Genomic DNA, 25,795 nt, shown 5'->3' with positions numbered 1-25,795 from the left:
TCTTATCCTGGGTAAACTGATAGTGAGGGAAGATTACTCTTCCGCCTCATCGTTTTGTTGCTGCTGATGTTCACGCTGGAACTCATTTAGCAACCGTGCTTGCTCTTCAGTCAGAGCCAGGTTTTCCAGAAGTTCAGGTCTTCTTAGCCAGGTACGGCCTAACGACTGTTTCAGACGCCAGCGGCGAATATCGGCATGGTTGCCCGACAGTAGAACTGGCGGAACCTCCATCCCTTCTAACACTTCAGGTCGGGTGTAGTGCGGGCAATCCAGCAAACCATCCGAGAACGAATCCTCATCGGCTGACGCCTGTTTCCCCAATACGCCGGGAATAAACCTGGCGACTGAGTCAATCAACGTCATGGCTGGTAGCTCACCGCCACTGAGAACGTAATCACCGATTGACCATTCTTCGTCAATCTCAGTGTGAATTACGCGCTCATCTATCCCTTCGTAGCGACCACAAACCAGAATCAACTTCTGATTCGTCGCCAGTTCGCAAACGCCCTGTTGGTCCAGTTTGCGACCCTGAGGTGAAAGATAAATCACCTTAGCGCCTTCTCCCGCCGCCGCTTTCGCTGCGGAGATGGCGTCCCGTAAGGGTTGCACCATCATCAACATTCCCGGTCCGCCGCCGTAAGGACGGTCGTCCACGGTACGGTGCCGGTCATGCGTGAAGTCACGAGGACTCCAGCTTTGAATGTTGAGCAGGCCATTTTTTACTGCCCGGCCAGTTACCCCGTACTCGGTAACAGCGCGAAACATCTCTGGAAACAGGCTAATAACACCAATCCACATCGCGTTCGCCGTTACGTTACCGGATTGTCCGGAGATCAAAAACCAGGATCCCAATCTACTTCAATAAGGCCAGTAGAGAGATCGACTTTCTTGATAACCTGTTCATCAAGAAACGGAATTAACCGCTCTTGCGCACCGAATGCATCCTTCAGGTTTGCCTTAACGACGAGAACGTCGTTCGATCCGGTTTCCATCAAATCAATGACTTTGCCCATCTCGTAGCCTTCGAGGTTAACGACTTTCATACCCATAAGGTCTTTCCAGTAGTAATCACCTGCTTCCAGCGCTGGCAGCTGCGTGGAGTCAACCGTAATTTCGCAATTGGTCAACTGCGTTGCAGCGTCCCGATCGTCAATGCCTTTAACTTTGATGATCAGGTCCTGATTGTGGTGCTTCCAGCCCTCGAGTTCGACCTGCTGCCATTTACCGGCGCGCTGGATGAACCAGGGTTGGTAGTCGAAGATGCTTTCAGCGTCTTCAGTGGAGGAAAACACTTTGAGCCAACCTCGAATGCCGTAAGCCGCGCCCATTTTTCCCAATACGATCGGGTTAACGGGAGGCTGCCCGGCAGGTTTAATGCTCATGCTCACCACCGTGACAGATTAAGCTGCTTTTTTTGCTTCTTTGATCAGCGCGTTAACGCGATCAGAAAGCGTTGCGCCCTGGCCAACCCAGTGCTCAATACGGTCCAGATCCAGACGCAGACCTTCAGCCTGACCAGAAGCGATCGGGTTGAAGAAACCTACGCGCTCGATGAAACGACCGTTACGAGCATTGCGGCTGTCAGTAACGACGACCTGATAGAACGGACGCTTTTTAGCGCCGTGACGTGCCAAACGAATTGTTACCATAACATCCTCATTAGTTAATAAAGCGCTCGGGCCCCATCGAGGAACGGGGCCCGAGCGCGATATAAAAAGCCCGAAAATTTTACTCATTTTGGCGCAAAAAGCAACCTAAGCGTGCCAAATTTCCGGCTTTTTGACGGCCGCATTAGCGACCAGGGAATCCAGGTGGCATCATGCCTTTCATGCCACGCATCATTTTGGCCATGCCACCTTTCTTCATTTTCTTCATCATGCGCTGCATATCATCGAACTGTTTCAGCAGTCGATTGACGTCTTGCACCTGCATGCCCGAGCCCAGCGCAATACGACGTTTGCGCGAACCCTTGATAATTTCTGGCTTCTCACGCTCTTTACGCGTCATCGAATTGATGATGGCCTCCATGCGAACCAGCACTTTGTCATCCATCTGCGACTTCACGTTATCAGGCAGTTGACCCATGCCCGGCAGTTTGCCCATCAGGCTCGCCATACCGCCCATGTTGCGCATCTGCTTCAACTGCTCAAGAAAATCATTGAGGTCAAAACCGTCGCCGGTTTTCAGTTTTTTCGCCAGCTTCTCAGCCTGATCGCGGTCAACTTTGCTCTCGATATCTTCGATCAGCGACAGAACATCGCCCATGCCGAGAATGCGCGAGGCGATACGTTCTGGATAGAAAGCTTCCAGCGCTTCGGTCTTCTCGCCCATCCCCATGAATTTAATCGGCTTGCCGGTAATGTGACGAATCGACAGCGCCGCACCACCGCGCGCATCACCGTCGACTTTCGTCAGTATTACACCGGTCAGCGGCAGCGCTTCATTGAAGGCTTTTGCCGTATTCGCGGCATCCTGACCGGTCATGGCGTCGACCACAAACAGGGTTTCCACCGGATTAATCGCGGCGTGCACCTGTTTGATTTCGTCCATCATCGCTTCATCGACGTGTAAACGACCGGCGGTATCCACCAGCAGCACATCGTAGAATTTCACTTTGGCTTCTTTCAGCGCGTTCTGAACAATATCGACCGGCTTTTGGCTCAGATCGGACGGGCAGAAATCGACGCCAACCTGCTGTGCCAGGGTTTCCAGCTGCTTGATCGCCGCAGGGCGATAGACGTCAGCAGAAACAACCAAAACTTTCTTTTTGTGCTTTTCGCGTAAAAACTTACCCAGCTTCGCGACGCTGGTGGTTTTACCAGCACCTTGCAAACCCGCCATCAACACCACGGCCGGTGGTTGCGCATTCAGATTGAGCGCATTATTTTCAGCCCCCATCGCTGCAACCAGTTCATTGCGAACGATTTTGATGAACTCCTGACCTGGCGTCAGGCTTTTGTTCACATCGTGGCCAACTGCAGCTTCTTTCACGCGATTAATAAAATCACGCACTACCGGCAGCGCAACGTCAGCTTCCAGCAGCGCCATGCGCACTTCGCGCAGCGTGTCTTTAATGTTGTCTTCGGTCAGCCTTCCGCGGCCGCTGATATTGCGCAGGGTTTGCGACAAACGATCGGTTAAATTATCAAACATGCTCTCTCACTTAGAACCGTAGCGAGGCCGCCCCAGGCGACACAATGCGGCGGATTATAACACGAAGACGGAGCGATCTCTGCAATTGACCTTCAGATCGTTTGGAGCCTGCTGCTGCTGGCGCTATACTGCTTTTTTCCTTATCTGACCGATACCTGAAAGGATCTATGTTCGTTTTCGCGATCGTGGCGCTGTTCGCCTACTCCCTCAGTCTTGCACTCATCATTCCCAGCCTGCTTAAACGCAACGGTGGCTGGCGCCGTTTTGCCGTGCTTTCTGCCTGCGTGGCGCTGATTGCGCACGCCGTTGCCCTGCAGCAGCGCATTTTTGCCGTGGATAATGGGCAAAATCTCAGTCTGCTCAATATCGGTTCGCTAGTTAGCCTGCTGATCTGCGCCATCATGACGATTGTTGCCTCACGTAATCGTGGCTGGCTGCTGCTGCCCATTGTGTACGGCTTCGCATTGATTAACCTGGCCTTCGCCACTTTTGTGCCGAATGCCTTTATTACGCATCTTGAAACCACGCCGGGCATGATGGTTCACATTGGTCTGTCGCTGTTTGCCTATGCCACGCTGATTATTGCCGCGCTCTATGCGTTACAACTGGCGTGGATTGATTACCAGTTGAAAAACAAGAAGCTGGCTTTCACTCAGGATATGCCACCGCTGCTGAGCATTGAGCGCAAAATGTTTCACATCACGCAAATTGGTGTCGTGCTGCTGACGCTGGTGCTGTGCACCGGACTGTTCTTCATGCATAACCTGTTTAGCGCGGAGAATGTAGATAAAGCGGTTCTCTCCATCATTGCCTGGTTTGTCTATATTGTTTTGCTCTGGGGGCACTATCACGAAGGCTGGCGCGGACGCCGCGTCGTGTGGTTCAACTGTGGCGGTGCGCTGCTGCTAACCATGGCCTACTTCGGCAGTCGCGTACTTCAGCACCTGCTCACATCTCACTAAGGATTTTGTGTTGGAACACGTTTCAACCACCACGCTGATCATTACGCTGGTCATCATGGTGCTGGTCTCTGCGTATTTCTCCGGTTCAGAGACCGGCATGATGACGCTCAATCGTTACAAACTGCGCCATAAAGCCAAAAGCGGTAACCGCGGTGCGCGTCGGGTGGAAAAACTTCTGCGTCGGCCGGATCGCTTGATCAGCCTGGTTTTAATCGGCAACAACCTCGTTAATATTCTCGCCTCCGCACTCGGCACCATTGTTGGCATGCGCCTGTATGGCGATGCCGGCGTCGCGATTGCCACCGGTATTCTGACATTTGTGGTGCTGGTCTTTGCCGAAGTGTTGCCCAAAACGGTCGCTGCGCTCTATCCGGAAAAAGTAGCATATCCCAGCAGCGTGTTATTGGCCCCGCTGCAATATGTCATGCTGCCGCTGGTTTGGCTGCTGAATACCATCACAAGGATTTTGATGCGCATGGTGGGCATTAAAACCGATGGTTCTATCAGTTCAGCATTAAGCAAAGAAGAGCTACGCACCATTGTGTATGAATCACGCTCACTGATGTCACGCCGTAATCAGGACATGCTGCTGTCAGTGCTCGATCTGGAAAAAGTTAGCGTGGATGACATCATGGTGCCGCGTAATGAGATCGTCGGCATCAACGTCAATGACGACTGGAAATCCATCGAGCGCCAGCTCAGCCATTCTCCACATGGACGCATCGTTCTGTTCCGTGATTCATTGGATGATTGCGTCGGTATGCTGCGCGTACGCGAAGCCTGGCGCATGATGACCGAGAAGAAAGAGTTCAACAAAGATCGTCTGTTGCGTGCTGCCGATGAAATTTACTATGTGCCTGAAGGTACGCCGTTAAACGTACAGCTGGTAAAATTTCAGCGTAATAAAAAGAAAGTCGGTTTGGTGGTCGATGAGTATGGCGATATCAAAGGGTTAGTGACCATTGAAGATATTCTGGAAGAGATTGTGGGTGATTTCACCACCTCAATGTCACCGTCGCTGGCAGAAGAAGTCATGCCGCAGAATGATGGTTCAGTACTGATTGAAGGCAGCGCCAACGTGCGTGAAATCAACAAAGCCTTTAACTGGACGCTGCCGGAAGAGGATGCGCGCACCATTAACGGCATGCTGCTTGAAGCTCTGGAGGAAATTCCGCTGGTCGATACCCGCATAACGCTCGGCGCCTATGATATCGATATTCTCGATGTGCAGGATAATATGGTGAAGCAGGTGCGTATCACGCCGCATCACGCGCTGAAATCCTCAATCGGCTCCTGAAGTCTGCACACAAAAACGCCGCGATGCTCGCGGCGTTTTTTTATGGTGCCTAAGCAACAACTAACTAGATATGCAGCTCTTTCAGCTTTTCAGCAGGGAGCTTCAGATCTTCGTTGCGGTTCACGCCAATGTCGTGAGCCAGCACATTACGCGCGATCTGCTGCGCTTCATCCAGTGAGTGCAGCTTGTAGCTACCGCACTGATACTCGTTCAGCTCTGGAATCTGGCCCTGCTCTTTCACTTTCAGCACATCTTCCATCGCGCCTTTCCAGGCTTTCGCCACGCGCTGCTCGTCAGGCGTGCCAATCAAGCTCATATAGAAGCCGGTACGGCAACCCATCGGCGAGATATCGACGATTTCTACGCCATCACCATTCAGGTGATTGCGCATGAAGCCGGCAAACAGGTGCTCCAGCGTATGAATGCCACGCTCAGTCAGAATTTCAATATTCGGACGGCAGAAACGCAGGTCGAAGACGGTGATGGTATCGCCATGCGGAGTCTTCATGGTTTTTGCTACGCGCACTGCAGGCGCGCCCATGATGGTGTGATCAACAGTAAAACTATCCAGTAGTGGCATACGTCACCTCCTGTTTTGAGATTTTTTTTAAAACAATGAAACTTTTCTGTTCGCCCAACGTCTGAATATATGAAAGACGCGCATTTGTTATCATCATCCCTGACAACAGAGATGTTTATTTTGGCCACATTGATGTGGCCATTTTCTTTTCTAGCCTTCGCGACCTGCAAGGTAGCTTTCGAAATCCAGCGTATCGCTCTGTTCTAGCTGCTCTTGCGCTTGCAGCGACTCACGCGCCTGACGACTAAAATCATCTTCAGTCAGAATCTCTAACGACTCCTCGCACAGCAGATGACGATATTGCTCCGCTAATGCCACGCCTGCGCCGGTCAAACCATTTTCTTTAATGGCATGAAGGATGCGCGCCGAATAGGTTAGCTCAGGATCGTCAAAGGATGCCACCAGTTGATCGCAAACCTGTTGATATTGCGTATTGCCGTGATTACTGTCGAGCACCTCGGCCACGCGACGCAGATCGGCAAACAGCGCTTTACCCACTTCAACCAATGTATGCTCAGTTTCGCTACAACCCACCGCGATAACCTGCCCCGGCTTACGTCCTTCCATCACCACACGGTTCCAGTTTTTACGCGTACACAACAGCTCATCGGCGCTCATTTCAGGCGCATCAGCCAGCGTACACCAAATCAGGAACAGGTCGAGGAAGCGAGCCTGATCGGCATCAACACCAATCGCCGAGAACGGGTTGATATCCAGTGAGCGCACTTCAATGTATTCGATACCACCGCGCAGCAGCGCATCGGATGGCGCTTCGCCTGAACGCGTAACACGCTTTGGACGAATGGGCGCATACAGCTCATTTTCAATCTGCAGAACGTTGGTATTCAGCTGTAGCCAATTGCCATCGGCATCTTTAGTGCCCATTGCCGCATACTCTTCCGACGGCGTTTTGATTGCCGCTTTCAGCGCCGCAACGTAGCCTTCCAGCGAGTTAAAGGTAATCCCTAATCCACTCTGCGATTTATTGGTGTAACCAAGATCGCTCAGGCGCAACGACGTGGCGTGCGGCAGCCACAGCGTGCCTTTACCGTCAGTTTCAAACGGCAACTTGCTCTCTTCGCGCCCTTGCAGGAATGAGGAACAAATAGCTGGTGATGCTCCGAACAGATAAGGAATTACCCAGCCAAAGCGATAATAATTTCGAATTAAACGCAGATAGCCAGCGGATATGGTCTCTTTGCCGCTTTCCAAATCTTTCACATCTGCCCACTCTTGCCAGAATGACAAAGGCAGCGAGAAATTGTAATGCACGCCTGAAATAATCTGCATCAGCGCGCTATAACGATTTTTGAGGCCCTGACGATACAGGGTTTTCATTTTACCGATATTGGAGCTGCCGTACTGCGCTAGCTCAATACTATCAACGTCATCGATATAGCCAGGCATGCTAAAGGGCCACAAACGCTCTTCGCCCAACTCACGCGCGACATGGCGGTGAATATCACGCAGGAACGCCAGTGAACGATCGATGCTTTGATCAACAGGCGTGATGAACTCCATCAGCGTTTCGGCAAAATCGGTAGTAATCCAATCATGCTTGAGTGCCGAACCCAAAGACTCGGGGTGCCCTGTGGTTGCCAGGTGACCATCGGGTTTAACGCGTAATGATTCGCGCTCAATACCACGGCCGATACCCTTTAACGCGTCAGGATGCGCTTCCAGCCAGGAAAGTGCCTTAGATACGTCCGGGATCACATTAACCTCCCGCTGTGTGAATAATTTATTTTTGTTCAGCATAATGTTAACCGTAGCCTCGAATCTGTGCGAATCAATGCCACCATTGCAATGTTTGTAATGTGGCGGTCGCGATAACGATATAACGCAGCGTTTTACCGATGGCGAGGAACAGCACCGAGGGCAGCCAGGCAAAGCGCAACCAACCCGCGAGCACGCAGAGTAAGTCGCCCACTACCGGCAGCCAGCTAAAGATCAGTGCTGCAGGTCCCAATCGATGTAACCACGTCATTGCTGTGTCGTGCCATCGCCCTTGCCTTTTCAGCGGCATCAGGCGACCAAGAAGAATGTTGGTCAGGCCACCCAGCGTGTTTCCCACTGATGCAGCCAATAACAATCCATAAACCGAACCCTTTTGGGCGATCAGCAGTGCAATCAGCACCGCCTCCGAGCTCCCCGGTAACAGGGTTGCACTCAGGAAGCTACTGCCGAATAACGAACCATAGGTCAGAAATTCATTCACAGTAAACGGACATCAACCACGTCCATGCCTGCTGCTTTTGCCGCTTGTACGCCAAAGTCAGCATCCTCAAACACCACACAGCGCTCGGGCGCAATTCCCATCATTTCAGCGCAGCGTAAAAAGGTATCCGGTTGCGGTTTATGACGCTGTACGTCATCAGCCCCGACAACCGCATCAAATAGGTGGTAAACGCCCAACTCTTCGAGCAGTGCTTTCGCCAGGCTATGTTCACTGCCGGTGCCCACCGCCATCGGACGGCGACCATGATAGGCTTTGACGACGTCCATTAGCGGCAGCGGACGTACGTCATCCAGCAGCATCGCCTTTAGAGCCGCGGTTTTTTCCGCTGCCAACAGATGCGGGTCATGCCTGGCATTGTTTTGCTCAAGAATAAACTGCGCCAGCTGCCAGGTGGGTGCGCCATTGAACCCCACCATTTTTTCTTCATCCATGGTGAAACCGTAGCGGCTAAGCACCTGCTGCCAGGCTTTTCGATGTGTCGGCTCAGTATCGAGAATTGTGCCGTCCATATCGAAAATCAGGGCATCATATTGGTCGTACATTGTCACTCCGTCGAGTACCACAAAATGAGCCATTACTTTAGCGTAATGCGCTCAGGTTGTCGCCAGGCGCGCTTAACCGCAAATGCTTTGAAAGCATTAGCATTTTTCGTTTTAGGAAAAAGGTCATAGCGTAATACCGGTGATAAACGGCGGTAATTACAACGTTTTTTAGTGGATGTAGAGATTGTCGTTGGAGGATTCAGAAACTAAGTGTCAAAAACTGAGAGATATCGAAGAAGTGATGGTGCATCCAGGAGGATTCGAACCTCCGACCGCTCGGTTCGTAGCCGAGTACTCTATCCAGCTGAGCTATGGATGCATTGAGTTACTGCTGAGGTAAATTTTGAGAAGTTTGAAGAGGAATGGTGCATCCAGGAGGATTCGAACCTCCGACCGCTCGGTTCGTAGCCGAGTACTCTATCCAGCTGAGCTATGGATGCATTGAGGTTTTCTTACGATGGACTAACTGAAACAACCTGAGGATGATACGAAGAATGGTGCATCCAGGAGGATTACTCGGCTTTCGCCTCGCCCTACGGGCCGTTGCTAAAGCAACGTTATCCTCCTTAGTGCGGCCTGAACGTTTATCACGACATGACACACTGAGGCACTTTCCATATTCGAGAATATGGTGCATCCAGGAGGATTCGAACCTCCGACCGCTCGGTTCGTAGCCGAGTACTCTATCCAGCTGAGCTATGGATGCATCGAGTTAATTCTTGTACAACGCAGGGTGCTAACAACTCACCATGAAAGGAACTGCTCGTTCACTCTTACTTCATCTTTCCGAATGGTGCATCCAGGAGGATTCGAACCTCCGACCGCTCGGTTCGTAGCCGAGTACTCTATCCAGCTGAGCTATGGATGCATCGGAAATGGCGGTGAGGCGGGGATTCGAACCCCGGATGCAGCTTTTGACCGCATACTCCCTTAGCAGGGGAGCGCCTTCAGCCTCTCGGCCACCTCACCTTACGCGTTCTTCCGAACCGTGCTTCTGAACTTTGTTTCTGCTCATCGGCACTGCGTGGCGCACATATTACTTTCCCGGACTTATAAGTCAAACATTTATTTCCAGCCTTTTGTTTGATTGCACAAATGACGCTCAATTCGGCTGCTTTAGCGACAAAAAGAGTGATTAATCAACAAAGAAAGCCTGCCAGAGAACACAAATAGGCGCTAAATGAATTGAGAGAATGAGAAAGAAAAACAGGAGATGGGCACTACAGGAGGAGAAAAACCGGTAGCGCCTCGCTGGAGAGCGAGGCGCTGAATCCGTTAGTAACTCGTTTGCTGAGTTTTTTCGGCTTGAATACGCTGATAGATCTCTTCGCGATGTACCGAAACTTCTTTAGGCGCGTTAACACCAATGCGGACCTGGTTACCTTTAACACCCAGCACCGTTACAGTCACCTCATCGCCAATCATGAGGGTTTCACCAACTCGACGAGTTAGAATAAGCATTCTTTGCTCCTTGAAAGATTAAAAGAGTCGGGCTTCTTTGTTCTCCCGGCCGTATCCATCATATAACGCTGAACAATGCCTATGACAAATACACCATTGTGCTTCGCCATGCCAATACATTCTGCTGATAGTTAGTTTAGCCGAAATACACTACATCAACCGGACTTTGTCATTACCTGGTGTGCACCGCGTTAAAAAAGCGCCAGAAAACGGGCTTCTGGCGCTTATCACAATGCGAAGTTATACGTTACAGTCGGTTACTGACCCATTCCTGCACGCCTTCCAGCGCGCCAGCCAGCGCCTGCGGATTTGTACCGCCGGCCTGAGCCATATCTGGACGACCACCGCCTTTACCGCCAACCTGAGAGGCGAGTTCGCCAATCAGTTCACCGGCTTTTACGCGGTCAGTGAGATCTTTGGTCACGCCAGCAATCAGTGAAACTTTACCTGCCTCAACGGTTGCCAGCACAATGATGGCAGAACCTAGTTGGTTCTTCAGATCATCGACCATGGTACGCAACATTTTTGGCTCAACGTTGCTCAGCTCACTCACCAGCAACCTGGTGCCTTTCACTTCAACGGCTTTGCTGCTCAGGGAAGCACTCTCCTGCGCAGCTTGCTGATCGCGAAGTTGTTGCAACTCTTTTTCCAGTGCGCGAACGTGATCAACCAGACCGCGCACTTTCTCATTAAGGTTACTGCTGTTGGCTTTCACCAATTGCGCTACATCCAGCAGCTGCTGGCTCTGTGCGTTAACTTGCGCCAGCGCACCTTCACCGGTTACGGCTTCAATACGACGAACACCTGCTGCCGTACCAGACTCAGACTGAATGCGGAATAGGCCGATATCTCCGGTACGTACTGCATGGATACCACCACACAGCTCGGTGGAGAAGTCACCCATGGTCAACACGCGAACACGCTGATCATATTTCTCGCCAAACAGCGCCATTGCGCCCTTTTCTTTTGCATCATCGAGATCCATGATTTCGGTCTCAACGGCAAGGTTACGGCGAATCTGCGCGTTAACAATATCCTCAACCTGACGGATTTCCTGCGGTTTCATGGCTTCAAAATGAGAGAAGTCGAAACGCAGATATTTATCGTTAACCAGCGAGCCTTTCTGTCCTACGTGATCACCCAACACCTGACGCAGTGCGGCATGCAGCAGGTGCGTGGCAGAGTGGTTTAAACGGATACGCGCACGACGAGTTTCATCCACCTGCGCATGCAAACGATCGCCAACGCGTAACTGGCCGCTGCTCAGCTTACCGATATGACCAATCGCTTTACCATACTTCTGAGTATCCTGAACGCTAAATTCAGCATTCTGCCCAGCCAGCACACCAGTATCGCCAACCTGTCCACCTGACTCACCATAGAACGGCGTTTCGTCAAGAACCACAACCGCGTCCTGACCTGCGCTAATCTGCTCAACCTGCTGACCGTCTACAAATAGCGCCTGCACAACAGCGTTCAGTTCCAGATGGTCATAGCCTTTAAAGTCGGTTGCAGCATCAATGCGAATGACATTGTTATAGTCGGCGCCAAAACCACTGGCTTCACGCGCGCGTTGTCGCTGCTGTTCCATCGCGGCTTCAAAGCCCGCTTCATCAATCTTTAAATTGCGCTCACGGCACACGTCAGCCGTCAGATCCGCCGGGAAACCGAAGGTATCGTACAGACGGAAGACTGTTTCGCCATCAAGCGTATCGCCCTGCAGCTTCGCCAGCTCTTCATCCAGTAGCGCAAGTCCACGCTCCAGAGTTTTAGCAAACTGCTCTTCTTCGTTTTTCAGCGCGTTTTCAACATGCTTCTGCTGACGCTTCAGATCTTCACCTGCAGCACCCATCACATCAATCAGTGGCGCAACCAGCTTATAGAAGAACGCCTCTTTCGCACCCAGCATATTGCCGTGACGCACTGCACGACGAATGATGCGACGCAATACATAGCCACGGTTTTCATTCGAAGGAATCACACCATCTGCAATCAGGAAGGCGCAAGAGCGAATATGGTCAGCGATAACGCGCAACGATTTATTATTCAGATCGGTCGCACCGGTTACCTGAGCAACGGATTGAATCAATTTGGCAAACAAGTCGATTTCGTAGTTGGAGTTTACGTGCTGCAATACGGCTGCAATACGCTCCAGGCCCATACCGGTATCCACGGAGGGTTTGGGCAGCGGCTGCATAGTACCGTCAGCCTGACGGTTGAACTGCATGAAGACGATGTTCCAGATCTCAATGTAACGGTCGCCATCCTCTTCCGGGCTGCCCGGAGGACCACCCCAGATATGATCGCCGTGATCGAAGAAAATCTCGGTACAAGGGCCGCAAGGACCGGTATCGCCCATCTGCCAGAAGTTATCTGATGCGAAAGCGCTGCCTTTGTTGTCACCAATACGGATAATGCGCTCACGCGGCACACCAATATCGTTGGCCCAAATTTCGAAGGCTTCATCGTCAGTTTCATAGACGGTCACCCACAAACGCTCTTTTGGCAGCTTAAACCACTGCTCACCCGTCAGCAGTTCCCATGCATAAGCGATCGCTTCTTTCTTGAAGTAATCACCAAAGCTGAAGTTGCCCAACATTTCAAAGAAGGTGTGATGACGTGCCGTGTAGCCCACGTTTTCGAGGTCATTATGCTTGCCACCGGCACGCACACAGCGTTGAGACGTGGTTGCGCGCGCATAGTCGCGCTTATCCTGACCAAGGAATACGTCTTTAAACTGGACCATTCCGGCATTGGTAAACAGCAATGTCGGATCGTTGTTCGGTACGAGGGAGCTGCTGGCTACAACCTGATGTCCCTTGCTATGAAAAAAGTCGAGAAACGCTTGACGGATCTCAGCAGTGCTCTTGCTCATAAAATTCCTGGAATCACGCTAACGAACGTTCCCTTTCGCTGGCAAACCACATCCATCCGGCCTGCCGCTGACTGAGGAACAAAAAGTGGGAATAAGATAAATTTTCTTCAGTGGGAAGTAAAATCACATCGCCTTTCAGTCGTCACTATTTCTGAAAACAGCCTGAATATCTTCCATCATAAAGCCTTTCGACATTAAAAAACGCTGTACCTTACTTTTCTCGGCCCAGGTTTGCGGTAAGGGCTCGCCAAATTTGCGTTTGGCAAGATCGGCGGCGCATAAGCTCCAGTTAACGTCGGTATCGAACAGCGCCTGATTTATCTCATCGCGGCCAATGCCTTTTTGCTGCAACTCCATACGCACGCGCTGTGGGCCATATCCCTTCCGGGCACGGCTTTGAATAAAGCGTTCGGTAAAGCGTTCATCGTTGAGCCAACCGCTCTCCTGACACCAGTCGAGCACTTTTTCCAGCAGCTCATCGGGAATGGGCGTGTTTTCCTGCTGCTGCAAATAGGCTGCACGCTGTGCAGAGAGCTGCAATTTACGTTTCAGCTCTTCGCGACTGTGATCGCGCTGCGTAAGGATACGCATGGCGCGGTCCAGCAAACGGGAATATGTTGGCACAGGTGCCACAGATGGTGACGATGACATATGATCAACCTTGTTCTAACAGTCGTGCAGGGTCGCAGGGTAAAGCAAGAAGGCGAGGAGGAAAAGCGCTGGCGGGGAAAAGCAAAACGGGAGCATCTCTGCTCCCGTTAATATTTTAGAAATCTTCGTTAGTTTCGCTGGCTTCTTCGCGATCTTCAGCCGAGATTTTCGCGGTGTCTGCTGCTACTGCATCACCGCTCAACAGCAAGTCACGCAGCTTTTTGTCGATCTCATTCGCAATCGCTGGATTCTCTTTAAGGAAGTTGGTTGAGTTAGCTTTACCCTGACCAATCTTCTCACCGTTGTAGCTGTACCAGGCACCGGCTTTCTCAACCAGCTTGTGCTTCACGCCAAGGTCCACCAGCTCGCCAAAGGTGTTAATGCCTTCGCCGTACATGATCTGGAATTCAGCCTGCTTAAACGGTGCAGCAATTTTGTTCTTCACTACCTTCACGCGGGTTTCGCTACCTACTACTTCGTCGCCCTCTTTGATCGCACCGATACGGCGGATGTCCAGACGAACAGAAGCGTAAAATTTCAGCGCGTTACCACCGGTCGTGGTTTCCGGGTTACCGAACATCACGCCAATCTTCATACGAATCTGGTTGATGAAGATCAGCAGCGTATTGGACTGCTTCAGGTTACCTGCGAGCTTACGCATTGCCTGGCTCATCATACGCGCGGCCAGACCCATGTGCGAATCACCGATCTCACCTTCAATTTCCGCTTTCGGCGTCAGAGCCGCCACGGAGTCAACGATGATAACGTCAACTGCGCCCGAACGTGCCAAGGCATCACAGATCTCCAGCGCTTGTTCACCGGTATCCGGCTGTGAGCACAGCAGGTTATCGATATCAACGCCCAGTTTTTTCGCGTATACCGGATCCAATGCGTGCTCAGCATCGATAAAGGCACAGGTTTTACCTTTGCGCTGTGCTGAGGCAATAACCTGCAGAGTCAGGGTGGTTTTACCCGAAGATTCTGGTCCGTAAATCTCAACGATACGTCCCATCGGCAAGCCACCCGCGCCGAGCGCGATATCCAGTGACAGTGAACCGGTAGAGATGGTTTCGACATCCATTGAGCGGTCTTCACCCAAGCGCATGATGGAGCCTTTACCAAATTGCTTCTCAATCTGGCCCAGTGCGGCAGCTAAAGCCTTCTGTTTGTTCTCGTCGATCGCCATTTCCACTCCTAATCATGCTGGGTGAGCCGACACCAAATATGTCGCTCGTTCTGTTGCTGCTAATTATACTGTATGGTCATACAGTATCAAGTTTAATTTGTCAGAAATTCATCAAGCAGCGTTTGTAGCGCCCAGGCCACAGACTGTCGGCGTACCGCATCACGGTCGCCGGCAAAAACCTTACGCTGCGCTAATACGCGCCCCTCAGGGCCCGCGATAGCAAACCACACGGTGCCAACCGGTTTATCTGGCGTGCCGCCATCCGGCCCCGCAATACCGCTCACGGCAATGGCATATTCTGCCGCCGCCGCTTTCCCCGCACCGACTGCCATCTCACGCACGGTTGGTTCGCTCACCGCACCATGCTGCTCCAGCGTGCTAACCTGCACACCAACCATTTGCTGTTTAGCTTGATTGCTGTATGTCACGAAACCGCGCTCAAACCAGGCGGAGCTACCGCTGATATCGGTAAATACCTTCGCAATCCAGCCACCGGTGCAGGATTCCGCTGCGGTGATTGTTGCCTGACGAATTTTTAGCTGTTGGCCAATGCGGTGACTCAACTGCTGCAATTGTTCATCGTTCATCGCCTTCTCCCGTTGTGGCGCCTCACGTTAGCAGTAAATGGTGCGCTGAAAAGCCCTTTTCAACCTTCAGCGATCTATTCTGCGTACTCGCTTCCAGTTACCTCAGCCTGTTTTCACTGCAACCATAAACAGTCGTGGGAAAGCTAACAAAACCTTGCCATTGCTACGAGTGGGATAAGCCGGAATGAGCGCCTGGTGATAATCATGGAGAAAGGCCGCTTGCTGCGTATCATTCAGCTCCGCGAGGAAAGGACGCAGTCCTGTCGCACGTAACCAGGTAATAACGCCCTGCGCATCGGTCATTGGATGATAATAGGTGGTGCGCCAGATATCGACCTGACAACCCGCATCGCTTAACAGATCGTAATACTGGTCGGTGGTCAAGAGACGCTTGCGATCTGCCGCCTGCGGCGAAATCAGTCCCTGCCAGTTTTCACGCTCCGCCACGTCTCGCATTAAACGGTGCGACGGCTCTTCAAGATTGTCCGGCATCTGAATCGCTAATGCGCCACCCACAGCCAATTGACTCACCAGATGCGGCAGCAATGTGTGGTGTTCAGTCAACCATTGCAGCGAGGCGTTTGCATAAATCACCTGTTGCGGCAGCTCGGCCTGCCAGGTGCGAATATCCGCCTGCTGAAAGCGGCAAGAAGGCAGTCGTTCTCGGGCCTGCTGTAACATTGCTTCAGAACTATCAATCCCGGTTATCTGCGCATTCGGCCACGCTTGCACCAACAGCTCCGTGCTGTTGCCTGGCCCGCAGCCAAGATCAGTGGCAAAGCGCACATCAGCTTGTGGAATGCGCTCCAATAACTCTCGCGCCGGACGCGTACGCTCCGATTCGAATTGACGATACAGCTGGGGATTCCAGTCTTGCATGGCAAAGCTCCTGTCTTGGCTGAAGAGCCACACACTACCTGTTTTTGCCGTCTTCACAGAAAGAGAATAGTGCGATACCTCACCTTTTTGTCTTTGGTGACTGGTGAGTATTCGCAGTTATCACTAACTTAAAACAACGTTTCATTTTTTATACATTAAGGAACCTGGCATGTCTGCAAAACCGCTATTGTCCGGCGTATGGTGTCCCTCAGTAACGCCTTTTGATAATAAGAATAATTTGGACATTGAAGCACTTGGACGCCATTTTTCACGCCTGAGTCAATCGGGCATTGATACCCTGCTGTTAATGGGCAGTATTGGTGAATTTGCATCGCTTACTCAACAGGAAAGACTACTGCTCATCCACGAGGCACGCCAACTTTCGCCACTGACTATGGTGGCAAATGTCTCCAGTACCTGCATTCCCGATATGCTGCAGCTGGCGGACGCCGCCTGGCAGAACGGCTTTGATGCGGTGATGGTGCTGCCTCCTTATTATTACGGGCAGACACAGAAGCAGCTGCTGAACTATTTCAAAACGCTGGATAAACAGCTAGGCGGCAAGTGGTTTGCCTATAATTTTCCGGCACGCACCGGTTGCGATTTAACCCCAGCGCTAGTAGCGGAACTGGCAGCCGAGTTGCCCAATTTTATTGGCATCAAAGACACCATGGATTGTTTGTCGCACAACCGCGCGATGATTGATGAAACAAGGAGAGTTCGCGCTGATTTTACCGTACTTTCTGGCTACGACGAATATCTGCTGCCCAATCTACTGGCTGGTGGTTCAGGTGTGATTTCTGGATTGAACAATATTGTGCCGGAGCTTTTTGCCCGCGCGATGCAGGCATGGCGTGCTGGGGATGTAACGCAGCTCGCCGAGATTCAACAGCGCATCGGAAAGCTGATGGCGATTTACACTATTGGCGATGATTTTGTTACCACCATCAAAACGGCTGTCGCCCGCCGATTTGATTCGATGAGCAGCTACTCGCGTAATTACGGCGGCGAGCTGACAGCGGAACAGTGCGCGGAAGTGGATCGTTTGCTGAGTTAAAACAGGCAGGACGGCGCGGCGCCGTCCCGTCATTAATTCTAGTTCTTTTTTACAAATTCAGATTTGAGTTTCATCGGACCAAAACCCTCGATCTTGCAATCAATATTGTGATCACCTTCGACTAAACGAATGCTTTTTACCTTGGTGCCGATTTTTAACGTGGAAGAACTGCCTTTAACCTTGAGATCTTTGATAACAGTGACGCTATCGCCATCCACCAATAAATTACCGTTGGCGTCGCGTACAACTAAACCATCCACTGCATCATCGCCACTTGCCGTCCAGATATGACCACAAGATGGGCAATTCAGATTATCGCCATCTTGCCAGGTGTAATCGGCCTGGCATACAGGACAGGCAGGTAAGGTACTCATAAGCGCTCCTCAGAAGTAGGATGCGGTGAAGATGGCACCGCAAAAGGGCCGCCATCTTATACCCTCACACTTTACAAGGACAGCATTAAAAGACACTGCCTTGACGCGCTTTAGCGACGGCTTCACCCAGTTGCCACACCGCCATTGCGTAGTGCGTGCTGTGGTTATAGCGGGTAATTGCATAGAAGTTTGGCAGGCCATACCAATACTGGTAGCTGGTGCCGAGGTCCAGACGCAATAAACTTACCTGATTATTACCGTCCAGCGATCCTTGCGGCGTCAGGCCACTTGCCGCTAAGGTGCTGACGGGATATTTAGTTTTGAAGCCATTCTCTAATGCTGGAGCCTGACCGCTCGCAGGAACCGCAACATTTTCTCCAGCACGCCAGCCGTGTTCTTTAAAGTAATTGGCCACGCTGCCAATCGCATCAACCGGATCCCACAGGTTAATGTGGCCATCACCATTAAAATCAACCGCATATTGCTTGTAAGAGGATGGCATGAATTGCCCATAACCCATCGCACCGGCAAAGGACCCGCGTAGATCCAGCGGATCATCTTGTTCTGTACGCGCCATCAGCAGGAAGGTCTCCAGCTCACCGCTGAAGTAGGCCGAACGACGTGGATAGCTAAATGACAGCGTTGCCAGCGCATCCAGCAAGCGCGTTTTGCCCATCACCCGGCCCCAACGCGTTTCGACACCGATAATACCAACAATGATTTCCGGCGGCACACCGTAGACCTGCTGCGCACGCTGCAGTGCATCCTGATACTGATTCCAGAATGCCACGCCGTTCTGCACGTTATCCGGCGTAATAAACTTATTGCGATAGCGAATCCACGCGCCATTCGGTCCGGTTGGCGGCGTATAGCTTGGAGCTTGCTGGTCCATTAAACGCAGTACGTAATCGAGACGCTTCGCCTGGCCAATGACCGCGTGCAGCTGCTCACGATTAAAGCCGTGCTTTGCCACCATTTGGTCAATGAACTGCTCAGCAACTGGATTACCGGCAAAATCGCCAAACATAGGCTGAATCGCGTGGGAAGGCTCCAGTAAAAAACCGCCTTTAGGTGCAGGAACAACGGCGGGTTGCTGATGAGATGCAGGCTTACTGCTGCAAGCAGCAAGCAGAGTGATAAGCGGAAGAAGAGCAACCTTAAAACGCATTGGATATCCATAAGCCAGGTGAAACCGGAAGCACTCATGGTAATCGTTCATTGAAGTGACATACAGAGCAATATCTTAAAATTTAGCCCTTTGCCGCCGGTTTCAGCCGGTTACAGTGTGAATTTGCGAAACGGCTCCACACTTTACCTTTTTCGTTAAAATTTGCTTTTTACCGCTTAAGGCAATTTGTTATGGTCGGCAGCCAGAAAGCCCTACTGGCGGATGAAGGTATTGTGGCAAAAATGGTAATATCCCGCTTTCGTTATTTATCCACGATAACGGGACTTCCGGCTGCATTGACCCAGCCTCAGGCAATTAAAAGAATGAATGTTGAGTGAGAATACGATGAAAGGAGCAGAGCAAATGGACTTTAGTGGCCATACGCCGATGATGCAGCAATACCTGCGCCTGAAGGCCGATCATCCTGACATCCTGCTGTTTTACCGCATGGGCGATTTCTACGAGCTGTTTTACGATGACGCGAAACGCGCCTCGCAGCTGCTGGAAATATCTCTGACTAAGCGTGGCGCATCCGCGGGAGAACCCATCCCGATGGCGGGTGTGCCCTATCATGCGGTTGAAGGTTATCTGGCGAAACTGGTCCAGCTCGGCGAATCAGTCGCGATCTGCGAGCAGATTGGCGATCCCGCCTTGAGCAAAGGCCCGGTTGAGCGCAAAGTCGTGCGTATCGTTACACCCGGCACCATCAGCGATGAAGCTTTACTGCAAGAGCGCCAGGATAATCTTCTGGCCGCTATCTTTCAGAGCCAGCGCGGCTTTGGTTACGCGACGTTAGATATCAGCTCTGGTCGATTCCGCCTGAGTGAACCGGGCGATGTGGAAACAATGGCGGCGGAACTGCAGCGTACCAATCCCGCTGAGCTACTCTATCCCGAAGATTTCCAGGCGATGACGCTGATTGATCAACGTCGTGGTCTGCGTCGCCGTCCGCTGTGGGAATATGAAATCGATACGGCGCGCCAACAGCTCAATCTGCAGTTTGGCACCCGCGATCTGAGCGGTTTTGGTGTCGAGCAGGCCCACCTGGCACTGCGTGCCGCCGGATGTTTACTGCAATATGTCAAGGATACGCAACGCACCTCGCTGCCGCATATCCGCTCGCTGAGCATGGATCGTCAGCAGGATAGCGTGATTATGGATGCCGCCACACGCCGAAATCTGGAGATCACTCAGAATCTGGCGGGTGGAATCGAGAATACGCTGGCGGCAATACTGGATAAAACCGTCACGCCTATGGGCAGCCGTATGCTTAAACGGTGGCTACATATGCCACTGCGTGATGTCTCTACTATTGCTCGTCGCCAGGAATCTATCGCTGAGCTGCAATCACTCAGCCAGGAATTGCAACCGGTGCTGCGCCAGGTGGGCGATCTGGAACGTATTCTGGCGCGCCTCGCGCTGCGTACTGCTCGCCCCCGCGATTTGGCGCGCATGCGTCACGCCTTTCAACAATTGCCAGAGTTAAACCAGCAGCTTGCAGGCGTTGAGGCTACGCAGCTAATTAACCTGCGGTCTCAGATGGGTGAGTTCAACGAGCTGCGTGAGCTGCTCGAGCAAGCCATTATTGAATCACCGCCGGTGCTGGTGCGCGACGGTGGCGTGATTGCCCCGGGTTACAATGCTGAGCTCGACGAATGGCGCGCCCTGGCGGATGGCGCCACCGATTATCTTGATCGCCTGGAGATTCGCGAGCGTGAAAAACTCGGGCTGGATACGCTGAAAGTCGGCTTTAATGCGATTCACGGCTATTACATTCAGGTAAGTCGCGGGCAAAGTCATCTGGTACCCATTCACTATGTTCGCCGTCAGACATTGAAAAATGCTGAGCGTTACATCATCCCCGAACTGAAAGAGTATGAAGACAAGGTTCTGACATCAAAAGGGAAAGCATTAGCCCTTGAGAAAGGCCTCTATGAGGACCTTTTCGACCGTTTGCTGCCGCACCTTGAAGCGCTGCAAATCAGCGCAGCCGCGCTATCAGAACTGGATGTATTAGCCAATCTGGCCGAGCGCGCCTGGACGCTAAACTACTGCCGTCCGGTGCTGCAAGAAAAAGCGGGGATTCGCATTACCGCAGGACGCCATCCGGTGGTTGAACAGGTGCTGAAAGAACCCTTTATCGCCAACCCGCTGTCGCTCTCTCCGCAACGGCGCATGCTGATTATTACCGGCCCCAATATGGGCGGTAAAAGTACCTATATGCGCCAGACCGCCTTGATCGCTTTGATGGCGTGGATTGGTAGCTATGTGCCCGCAGAAGAAACGGTCATCGGCCCGATCGATCGTATATTCACTCGCGTCGGCGCTGCAGATGACCTGGCTTCTGGTCGCTCCACCTTCATGGTTGAGATGACGGAAACCGCCAATATCCTGCATAACGCCACCGAAAACAGTCTGGTGCTAATGGATGAAATTGGTCGCGGTACCTCAACTTACGATGGGCTGTCGCTGGCATGGGCTTGTGCAGAGAGCCTGGCGAATCGTATTAAAGCCATGACGCTGTTCGCTACCCACTATTTCGAGTTGACTACGCTGCCAGAGAAAATGGAAGGTGTGGTGAATGTGCATCTGGATGCGGTGGAACATGGCGATACTATCGCCTTTATGCATAGCGTACAGGATGGCGCGGCGAGCAAAAGCTATGGTCTCGCGGTAGCTGCGCTGGCGGGCGTGCCGAAAGAGGTGATCAAGCGTGCACGTAACAAGCTGAAGGAGTTAGAAACACTGTCCGGTAGCTCTGCAGCATCAACGGTGGAAGGTTCGCAAATGCAGTTGTTGGTGGCAGAAACCTCACCAGCGATGGATGCGCTGGAAGCACTGGATCCTGATAGCCTCACACCTAAGCAGGCGCTGGAATGGATTTATCGCCTCAAGACGCTGGTCTGAAGTCACTAAATGACTGCTGGCAGCAACTATATTGCAAGCAGTCAGAAAACCTGACCTGCAGGCGAAAAAAAACGGTGACCATCAGGTCACCGTTTTTCATTATCGGTAAAAATTATTCGCGAAACAGTGCTTCAATGTTCAGGCCCTGTGTCTGCAGAATCTCACGCAGACGGCGCAGCCCTTCCACCTGGATTTGACGTACGCGTTCACGGGTCAACCCGATTTCACGACCTACATCTTCCAGCGTTGCCGCTTCATAGCCTAACAGGCCAAAACGACGCGCCAGCACTTCACGCTGCTTGGCATTCAATTCAAACAACCACTTAACGATGCTTTGTTTCATATCATCATCTTGCGTGGTGTCTTCCGGACCGTTGTCTTTCTCATCGGCCAGGATATCCAGCAGCGCTTTTTCGGAATCGCCACCCAAAGGTGTATCAACCGAGGTAATGCGCTCATTGAGACGCAGCATACGGCTTACGTCATCAACTGGCTTGTCTAACTGCTCGGCAATCTCTTCAGCACTCGGCTCATGATCAAGCTTGTGCGAAAGTTCACGCGCGGTACGCAGATAAACGTTTAACTCTTTAACGATGTGGATTGGCAAACGAATGGTACGGGTTTGATTCATGATCGCCCGTTCAATTGTCTGTCGAATCCACCACGTGGCGTAAGTTGAGAAACGGAACCCACGTTCTGGGTCAAACTTCTCTACGGCGCGAATCAAGCCGAGATTACCCTCTTCAATCAGATCCAGCAGCGCCAGACCACGATTGCTGTAACGGCGGGCAATCTTTACTACCAAGCGTAAGTTACTTTCAATCATGCGGCGGCGAGAAGGAATATCACCCCGCAATGCACGGCGTGCAAAGAAGACTTCTTCTTCTGCCGTCAGCAGTGGTGAGTAACCAATCTCTCCGAGGTAAAGCTGCGTCGCATCCAAAACGCGTTGCGTCGCACCCTGTGACAACAGCTCTTCTTCCGCTACGTCGTTGTTATCACCAGGTTCGTTCTCAACGAGAGCCTTCTCATCAAAAACCTCAGCTCCGTTGTTTTCCTCGAATTCCGCATCTTCATGTAAATCGTTAACTTTCAGCGTATTCTGGTTCATTAGCGGCTCCTACCCGTGATCCAAGGGCAGAACCAAGGTTCTGCCGGATTATCGCTGCGGTAAATAACGCAACGGGTTTACGGATTTCCCCTTGTAACGAATTTCAAAGTGCAATCTTACTGAACTGGTACCGGTGCTACCCATGGTAGCGATTTTTTGCCCCGCCTTAACTTCCTGTTGTTCCCGGACCAGCATAGAGTCGTTGTGGGCGTAGGCGCTCAGGTAGTCATCATTGTGTTTGATGATGATTAAATTACCGTACCCACGGAGCGCGTTGCCTGCGTACACCACTCTTCCCGAAGCTGTGGCGACAACAGGTTGTCCACGCGAACCGGCGATATCGATACCTTTATTTCCGCCTTCCGCAGCGGAGAAGTTATCGATGATCTTCCCATCAGTCGGCCAACGCCAGCTTCCCACTGGAGTTGTGCTATTAGTCGTGCTGCTGACTGTAGGTGGTGCGACAACCGGAGCTGTGGTCGTTGCCACATTATTTGCTCCTTTCGACGGCAGCAATTTGCTACCCGACGAATTACCCGAATCATCAGAATACGTAATAACAGGTTGCTGTGCAACAGGGGTCGATTTAATTTGCGTTTGACTCGGTGTAACAGGTACGCCGCCCTGTGTTGCATCCGCTACGGTTATCGCATTACCACCGGTGATGGTCTGGCCGTTGCCGTTACCAACCTGCAGCGTTTGCCCGGCGTTCAAGCCATATGGCGCTGCGATGTTGTTGCGTTGCGCCAGATCGCGGAAATCGTTGCCGGTAATCCAGGCAATATAGAACAGGGTGTCGCCACGTTTCACGGTGTAGGTCTCGCCGCCGTAGCTGCCTTTCGGAATATTCCCATAGTTGCGATTGTACACAATGCGACCATTTTCCGTGGCCACATTATTATTACCACTAACCATTCCGCCGGACGGTTGCGCTGAAGAAGTGCCGCCGCTTAACATTCCGCCACTCGGCATCGCAGGCACACCGCTACTTTGCGAGGAGATCATGCCGCCACTGGGGGCTGAAGCCATTCCACTGTCGCCGCTGTTACTACCAACCTGGCTAATGGGTGCCTGCGTATTATCGCCTGAACTACAGCCCGCCAGCCAAAAACCTACCAAAGAAAGTGCCGCCAAACGGCGTAATTGAAATGCTGTGCTTCCCATGCTCACTGATCCCCCGTGATGGCAACCCTGAATATAAATGTGTAACGGCGTTAACCGCATAATCCACTGCGCGTAACGTTAAAAACGGTCTTTAGCATTGATAAACAAGGATAGTAACAATATCAACTGTGCCGTGCCATGTAACAGTTGTGAAGAATTGCGTAGTGACGGTTCAGGCAAGATCGCCCTGAACCAACGGCACAAAGCGGACGGGCTCGATGATTTCTTCTATCAATTCATCGCCCTGACGACGCAAACGCTTTAACACCTGTTGATCCTCACCTACCGGCAGCACCATTTTGCCGCCCTCGCCCAATTGCGCTATCAGCGAAGTCGGAATTTCAGGTGGCGCTGCGGTGACAATAATGGCATCGAACGGACCACGCGCCGCCCATCCCTGCCAGCCATCGCCGTGACGCGTTGAGATATTGTGCAAATCGAGTTGCTTCAGGCGGCGCTTAGCCTGCCATTGCAAACCTTTGATACGTTCTACGGAGTAAACATGATTGACCAGATGCGCCAGAATGGCGGTCTGATAGCCAGAACCGGTGCCAATTTCCAGCACGCGCGATTCTGGAGTGAGCTCCAACAAGGCGGTCATCCGCGCCACCATGTAGGGCTGTGAAATGGTCTGCCCCATGCCAATCGGCAACGCGACGTTTTCCCACGCTTTGTGCTCAAACGCCTCATCGATAAAACGCTCGCGAGGCACATCAGCAATGGCTTTCAGCAGAAATTCATCATGAATGCCCTGCGCACGTAGCTGCTCCAAAAGCGTTTCGATGCGGCGGTTTATCATGCCAGCTTTACCTCAGCCTGGAGCAGCCAGTCACTTAATACTTCTTGTGCGGCATGCGCGGTCAAATCAACATGCAACGCGGTTAGCGAAACATAGCCCGCATCCACCGCTGCGAAGTCGGTATCCGGGCCCGCATCCAGCTTTTGCCCCGGCGGACCAATCCAGTAAAGCGGCTGGCCACGCGGATCTTCAGTGCAGATCACCTGATCGGCCGGATGGCGGCTGCCACAGCGCGTAACACGAAACCCTTTGATTTCTGCTAAAGGCAAATCGGGCACATTGATATTGAGGATACGCCCGGTACGCAGCGGTGCACGTGATAGCGCACGCAACAGCGTACAGGTTATGGATGCGGCAGTATCGTAATGGTAATGCCCATTGAGCGAAACGGCGAGCGCCGGCAGCCCAAGATGACGCCCTTCCATCGCTGCAGCCACCGTGCCTGAGTAGATGACATCGTCGCCCAGGTTCGGCCCGGCGTTGATGCCCGAAACCACGATATCGGGACGCGGCTGCATAAGCTTGTTCACGCCGAGGAACACACAGTCTGTCGGCGTTCCCATTTGCACCGCAATATCGCCATTTTCATGGGTAAAAGTGCGCAGTGGCGTTTCTAATGTCAGAGAGTTTGATGCGCCGCTACGATTGCGATCGGGCGCAACCACCTGCACCTCAGCAAACTCACGCAGTGCGCGAGCCAGCGTCTGGATGCCGGGAGCATGAATTCCATCATCATTGCTAAGCAATATCCGCATCTATTCCTGACCTTTGTTCATTCAACTGGTCCTCGACCTGTTTGCCGA

24 protein-coding genes and 5 tRNA genes are annotated in these 25,795 nt (G+C 52.1%); 4 read left to right on the top strand and 25 right to left on the bottom strand.

Going from position 1 to position 25,795, the window contains the following annotated elements; all coding sequences use genetic code 11:
* Positions 1-33: 33 nt before the first annotated feature.
* From trmD to ffh, 4 genes are all read right to left on the bottom strand, one after another.
* Entirely contained in the window at positions 34-798 is a 765-nt protein-coding gene (trmD, locus tag PMI17_RS22815; protein WP_036622119.1) for a tRNA (guanosine(37)-N1)-methyltransferase TrmD, read from the bottom strand.
* 35 nt (positions 799-833) lie between these two features.
* Positions 834-1,382: a ribosome maturation factor RimM gene (gene rimM, locus PMI17_RS22810; protein WP_007893314.1), complete on the bottom strand. Its 549-nt coding sequence runs from the start codon at positions 1,380-1,382 to the stop codon at positions 834-836.
* Positions 1,383-1,400: 18 nt separating this feature from the next.
* The gene (rpsP, locus tag PMI17_RS22805; protein WP_007893313.1) at positions 1,401-1,649 is read right to left on the bottom strand and encodes a 30S ribosomal protein S16; all 249 of its coding nucleotides are present in this window, start codon (positions 1,647-1,649) and stop codon (positions 1,401-1,403) included.
* A 142-nt stretch (positions 1,650-1,791) separates the two neighbouring features.
* Positions 1,792-3,153 (bottom strand): signal recognition particle protein, encoded by a 1,362-nt coding sequence (ffh, locus tag PMI17_RS22800; RefSeq protein WP_007893312.1) that lies wholly within the window; start codon positions 3,151-3,153, stop codon positions 1,792-1,794.
* Positions 3,154-3,320: 167 nt separating this feature from the next.
* Between ffh and PMI17_RS22795 the strand changes: the two genes are divergently transcribed.
* Both PMI17_RS22795 and PMI17_RS22790 read left to right on the top strand, forming a co-directional pair.
* The gene (locus tag PMI17_RS22795; protein ID WP_007893311.1) at positions 3,321-4,115 is read left to right on the top strand and encodes an inner membrane protein YpjD; all 795 of its coding nucleotides are present in this window, start codon (positions 3,321-3,323) and stop codon (positions 4,113-4,115) included.
* 10 nt (positions 4,116-4,125) lie between these two features.
* Positions 4,126-5,412: an HlyC/CorC family transporter gene (locus PMI17_RS22790; RefSeq protein WP_007893309.1), complete on the top strand. Its 1,287-nt coding sequence runs from the start codon at positions 4,126-4,128 to the stop codon at positions 5,410-5,412.
* 64 nt (positions 5,413-5,476) lie between these two features.
* On the opposite strand, the gene luxS is transcribed toward PMI17_RS22790, so the two are convergent.
* The 15 genes from luxS to tam form a co-directional block, all read right to left on the bottom strand.
* Positions 5,477-5,992 carry an S-ribosylhomocysteine lyase gene (gene luxS / locus PMI17_RS22785; protein WP_007893307.1) on the bottom strand — a complete coding sequence of 172 codons (516 nt, stop codon included), beginning with the start codon at positions 5,990-5,992 and terminating at the stop codon, positions 5,477-5,479.
* Between the two features lie 150 nt (positions 5,993-6,142).
* Entirely contained in the window at positions 6,143-7,750 is a 1,608-nt protein-coding gene (gshA, locus tag PMI17_RS22780) for a glutamate--cysteine ligase (protein ID WP_007893305.1), read from the bottom strand.
* 31 nt (positions 7,751-7,781) lie between these two features.
* Positions 7,782-8,210 carry a YqaA family protein gene (locus PMI17_RS22775; RefSeq protein ID WP_007893302.1) on the bottom strand — a complete coding sequence of 143 codons (429 nt, stop codon included), beginning with the start codon at positions 8,208-8,210 and terminating at the stop codon, positions 7,782-7,784.
* Positions 8,207-8,773 (bottom strand): fructose-1-phosphate/6-phosphogluconate phosphatase, encoded by a 567-nt coding sequence (gene yqaB, locus PMI17_RS22770; protein WP_007893288.1) that lies wholly within the window; start codon positions 8,771-8,773, stop codon positions 8,207-8,209. The genes PMI17_RS22775 and yqaB overlap by 4 nt, the downstream gene beginning before the upstream one ends.
* 242 nt (positions 8,774-9,015) lie before the next feature.
* Positions 9,016-9,092 (bottom strand) — tRNA-Arg (locus PMI17_RS22765).
* A gap of 44 nt (positions 9,093-9,136) precedes the next feature.
* A tRNA-Arg gene (locus PMI17_RS22760) sits at positions 9,137-9,213 on the bottom strand.
* A 189-nt stretch (positions 9,214-9,402) separates the two neighbouring features.
* Positions 9,403-9,479: transfer RNA gene (locus PMI17_RS22755), tRNA-Arg, on the bottom strand.
* An 85-nt stretch (positions 9,480-9,564) separates the two neighbouring features.
* Positions 9,565-9,641, bottom strand: a tRNA-Arg gene (locus PMI17_RS22750).
* Between the two features lie 8 nt (positions 9,642-9,649).
* Positions 9,650-9,742 (bottom strand) — tRNA-Ser (locus PMI17_RS22745).
* A gap of 306 nt (positions 9,743-10,048) precedes the next feature.
* On the bottom strand, positions 10,049-10,234 hold the full coding sequence (csrA, locus tag PMI17_RS22740) for a carbon storage regulator CsrA (protein WP_004155916.1): 186 nt from the start codon (positions 10,232-10,234) through the stop codon (positions 10,049-10,051).
* Positions 10,235-10,481: 247 nt separating this feature from the next.
* Positions 10,482-13,109, bottom strand: coding sequence for an alanine--tRNA ligase (gene alaS / locus PMI17_RS22735; RefSeq protein WP_007893276.1), 2,628 nt, complete (start codon positions 13,107-13,109; stop codon positions 10,482-10,484).
* 135 nt (positions 13,110-13,244) lie between these two features.
* Entirely contained in the window at positions 13,245-13,700 is a 456-nt protein-coding gene (locus PMI17_RS22730; protein WP_007893275.1) for a regulatory protein RecX, read from the bottom strand.
* Between the two features lie 175 nt (positions 13,701-13,875).
* On the bottom strand, positions 13,876-14,946 hold the full coding sequence (gene recA, locus PMI17_RS22725) for a recombinase RecA (RefSeq protein ID WP_007893274.1): 1,071 nt from the start codon (positions 14,944-14,946) through the stop codon (positions 13,876-13,878).
* A gap of 92 nt (positions 14,947-15,038) precedes the next feature.
* Positions 15,039-15,533 (bottom strand): nicotinamide-nucleotide amidase, encoded by a 495-nt coding sequence (gene pncC, locus PMI17_RS22720; RefSeq protein ID WP_007893272.1) that lies wholly within the window; start codon positions 15,531-15,533, stop codon positions 15,039-15,041.
* Between the two features lie 102 nt (positions 15,534-15,635).
* On the bottom strand, positions 15,636-16,412 hold the full coding sequence (gene tam / locus PMI17_RS22715; RefSeq protein WP_007893271.1) for a trans-aconitate 2-methyltransferase: 777 nt from the start codon (positions 16,410-16,412) through the stop codon (positions 15,636-15,638).
* Between the two features lie 169 nt (positions 16,413-16,581).
* On the opposite strand from tam, the gene PMI17_RS22710 reads away from it, so the two are divergent.
* Entirely contained in the window at positions 16,582-17,469 is an 888-nt protein-coding gene (locus PMI17_RS22710) for a dihydrodipicolinate synthase family protein (RefSeq protein ID WP_007893269.1), read from the top strand.
* 38 nt (positions 17,470-17,507) lie between these two features.
* Here the strand turns inward: PMI17_RS22710 and PMI17_RS22705 are convergent, their stop codons facing one another.
* The gene (locus tag PMI17_RS22705; RefSeq protein WP_007893266.1) at positions 17,508-17,843 is read right to left on the bottom strand and encodes a zinc ribbon domain-containing protein YjdM; all 336 of its coding nucleotides are present in this window, start codon (positions 17,841-17,843) and stop codon (positions 17,508-17,510) included.
* Positions 17,844-17,928: 85 nt separating this feature from the next.
* A complete protein-coding gene (mltB, locus tag PMI17_RS22700) occupies positions 17,929-19,011 on the bottom strand; it encodes a lytic murein transglycosylase B (RefSeq protein ID WP_007893263.1) in 1,083 nt (360 codons plus the stop codon).
* 363 nt (positions 19,012-19,374) lie between these two features.
* On the opposite strand from mltB, the gene mutS reads away from it, so the two are divergent.
* The gene (gene mutS / locus PMI17_RS22695) at positions 19,375-21,918 is read left to right on the top strand and encodes a DNA mismatch repair protein MutS (protein WP_007893260.1); all 2,544 of its coding nucleotides are present in this window, start codon (positions 19,375-19,377) and stop codon (positions 21,916-21,918) included.
* Positions 21,919-22,030: 112 nt separating this feature from the next.
* Here the strand turns inward: mutS and rpoS are convergent, their stop codons facing one another.
* From rpoS to surE, 4 genes are all read right to left on the bottom strand, one after another.
* Positions 22,031-23,029, bottom strand: coding sequence for an RNA polymerase sigma factor RpoS (gene rpoS / locus PMI17_RS22690; RefSeq protein WP_007893257.1), 999 nt, complete (start codon positions 23,027-23,029; stop codon positions 22,031-22,033).
* Between the two features lie 48 nt (positions 23,030-23,077).
* Positions 23,078-24,193, bottom strand: a complete 1,116-nt coding sequence (nlpD, locus tag PMI17_RS22685) for a murein hydrolase activator NlpD (protein WP_007893255.1) — start codon at positions 24,191-24,193, stop codon at positions 23,078-23,080.
* Positions 24,194-24,365: 172 nt separating this feature from the next.
* Positions 24,366-24,992, bottom strand: coding sequence for a protein-L-isoaspartate(D-aspartate) O-methyltransferase (locus PMI17_RS22680; protein ID WP_007893253.1), 627 nt, complete (start codon positions 24,990-24,992; stop codon positions 24,366-24,368).
* Complete coding sequence (gene surE, locus PMI17_RS22675) at positions 24,989-25,747, bottom strand: 5'/3'-nucleotidase SurE (protein ID WP_007893252.1); 759 nt, start codon at positions 25,745-25,747, stop codon at positions 24,989-24,991. Before surE ends, PMI17_RS22680 begins: the two co-directional genes overlap by 4 nt.
* Positions 25,748-25,795 lie beyond the last annotated feature (48 nt).

The organism is Pantoea sp. GM01, assembly GCF_000282675.1.
GTDB classification, from domain to species: domain Bacteria; phylum Pseudomonadota; class Gammaproteobacteria; order Enterobacterales; family Enterobacteriaceae; genus Pantoea; species Pantoea nemavictus.
The sequence above is the reverse complement of the archived record's forward strand: the minus strand, read 5'-3'. Positions and strand labels throughout refer to the sequence as shown.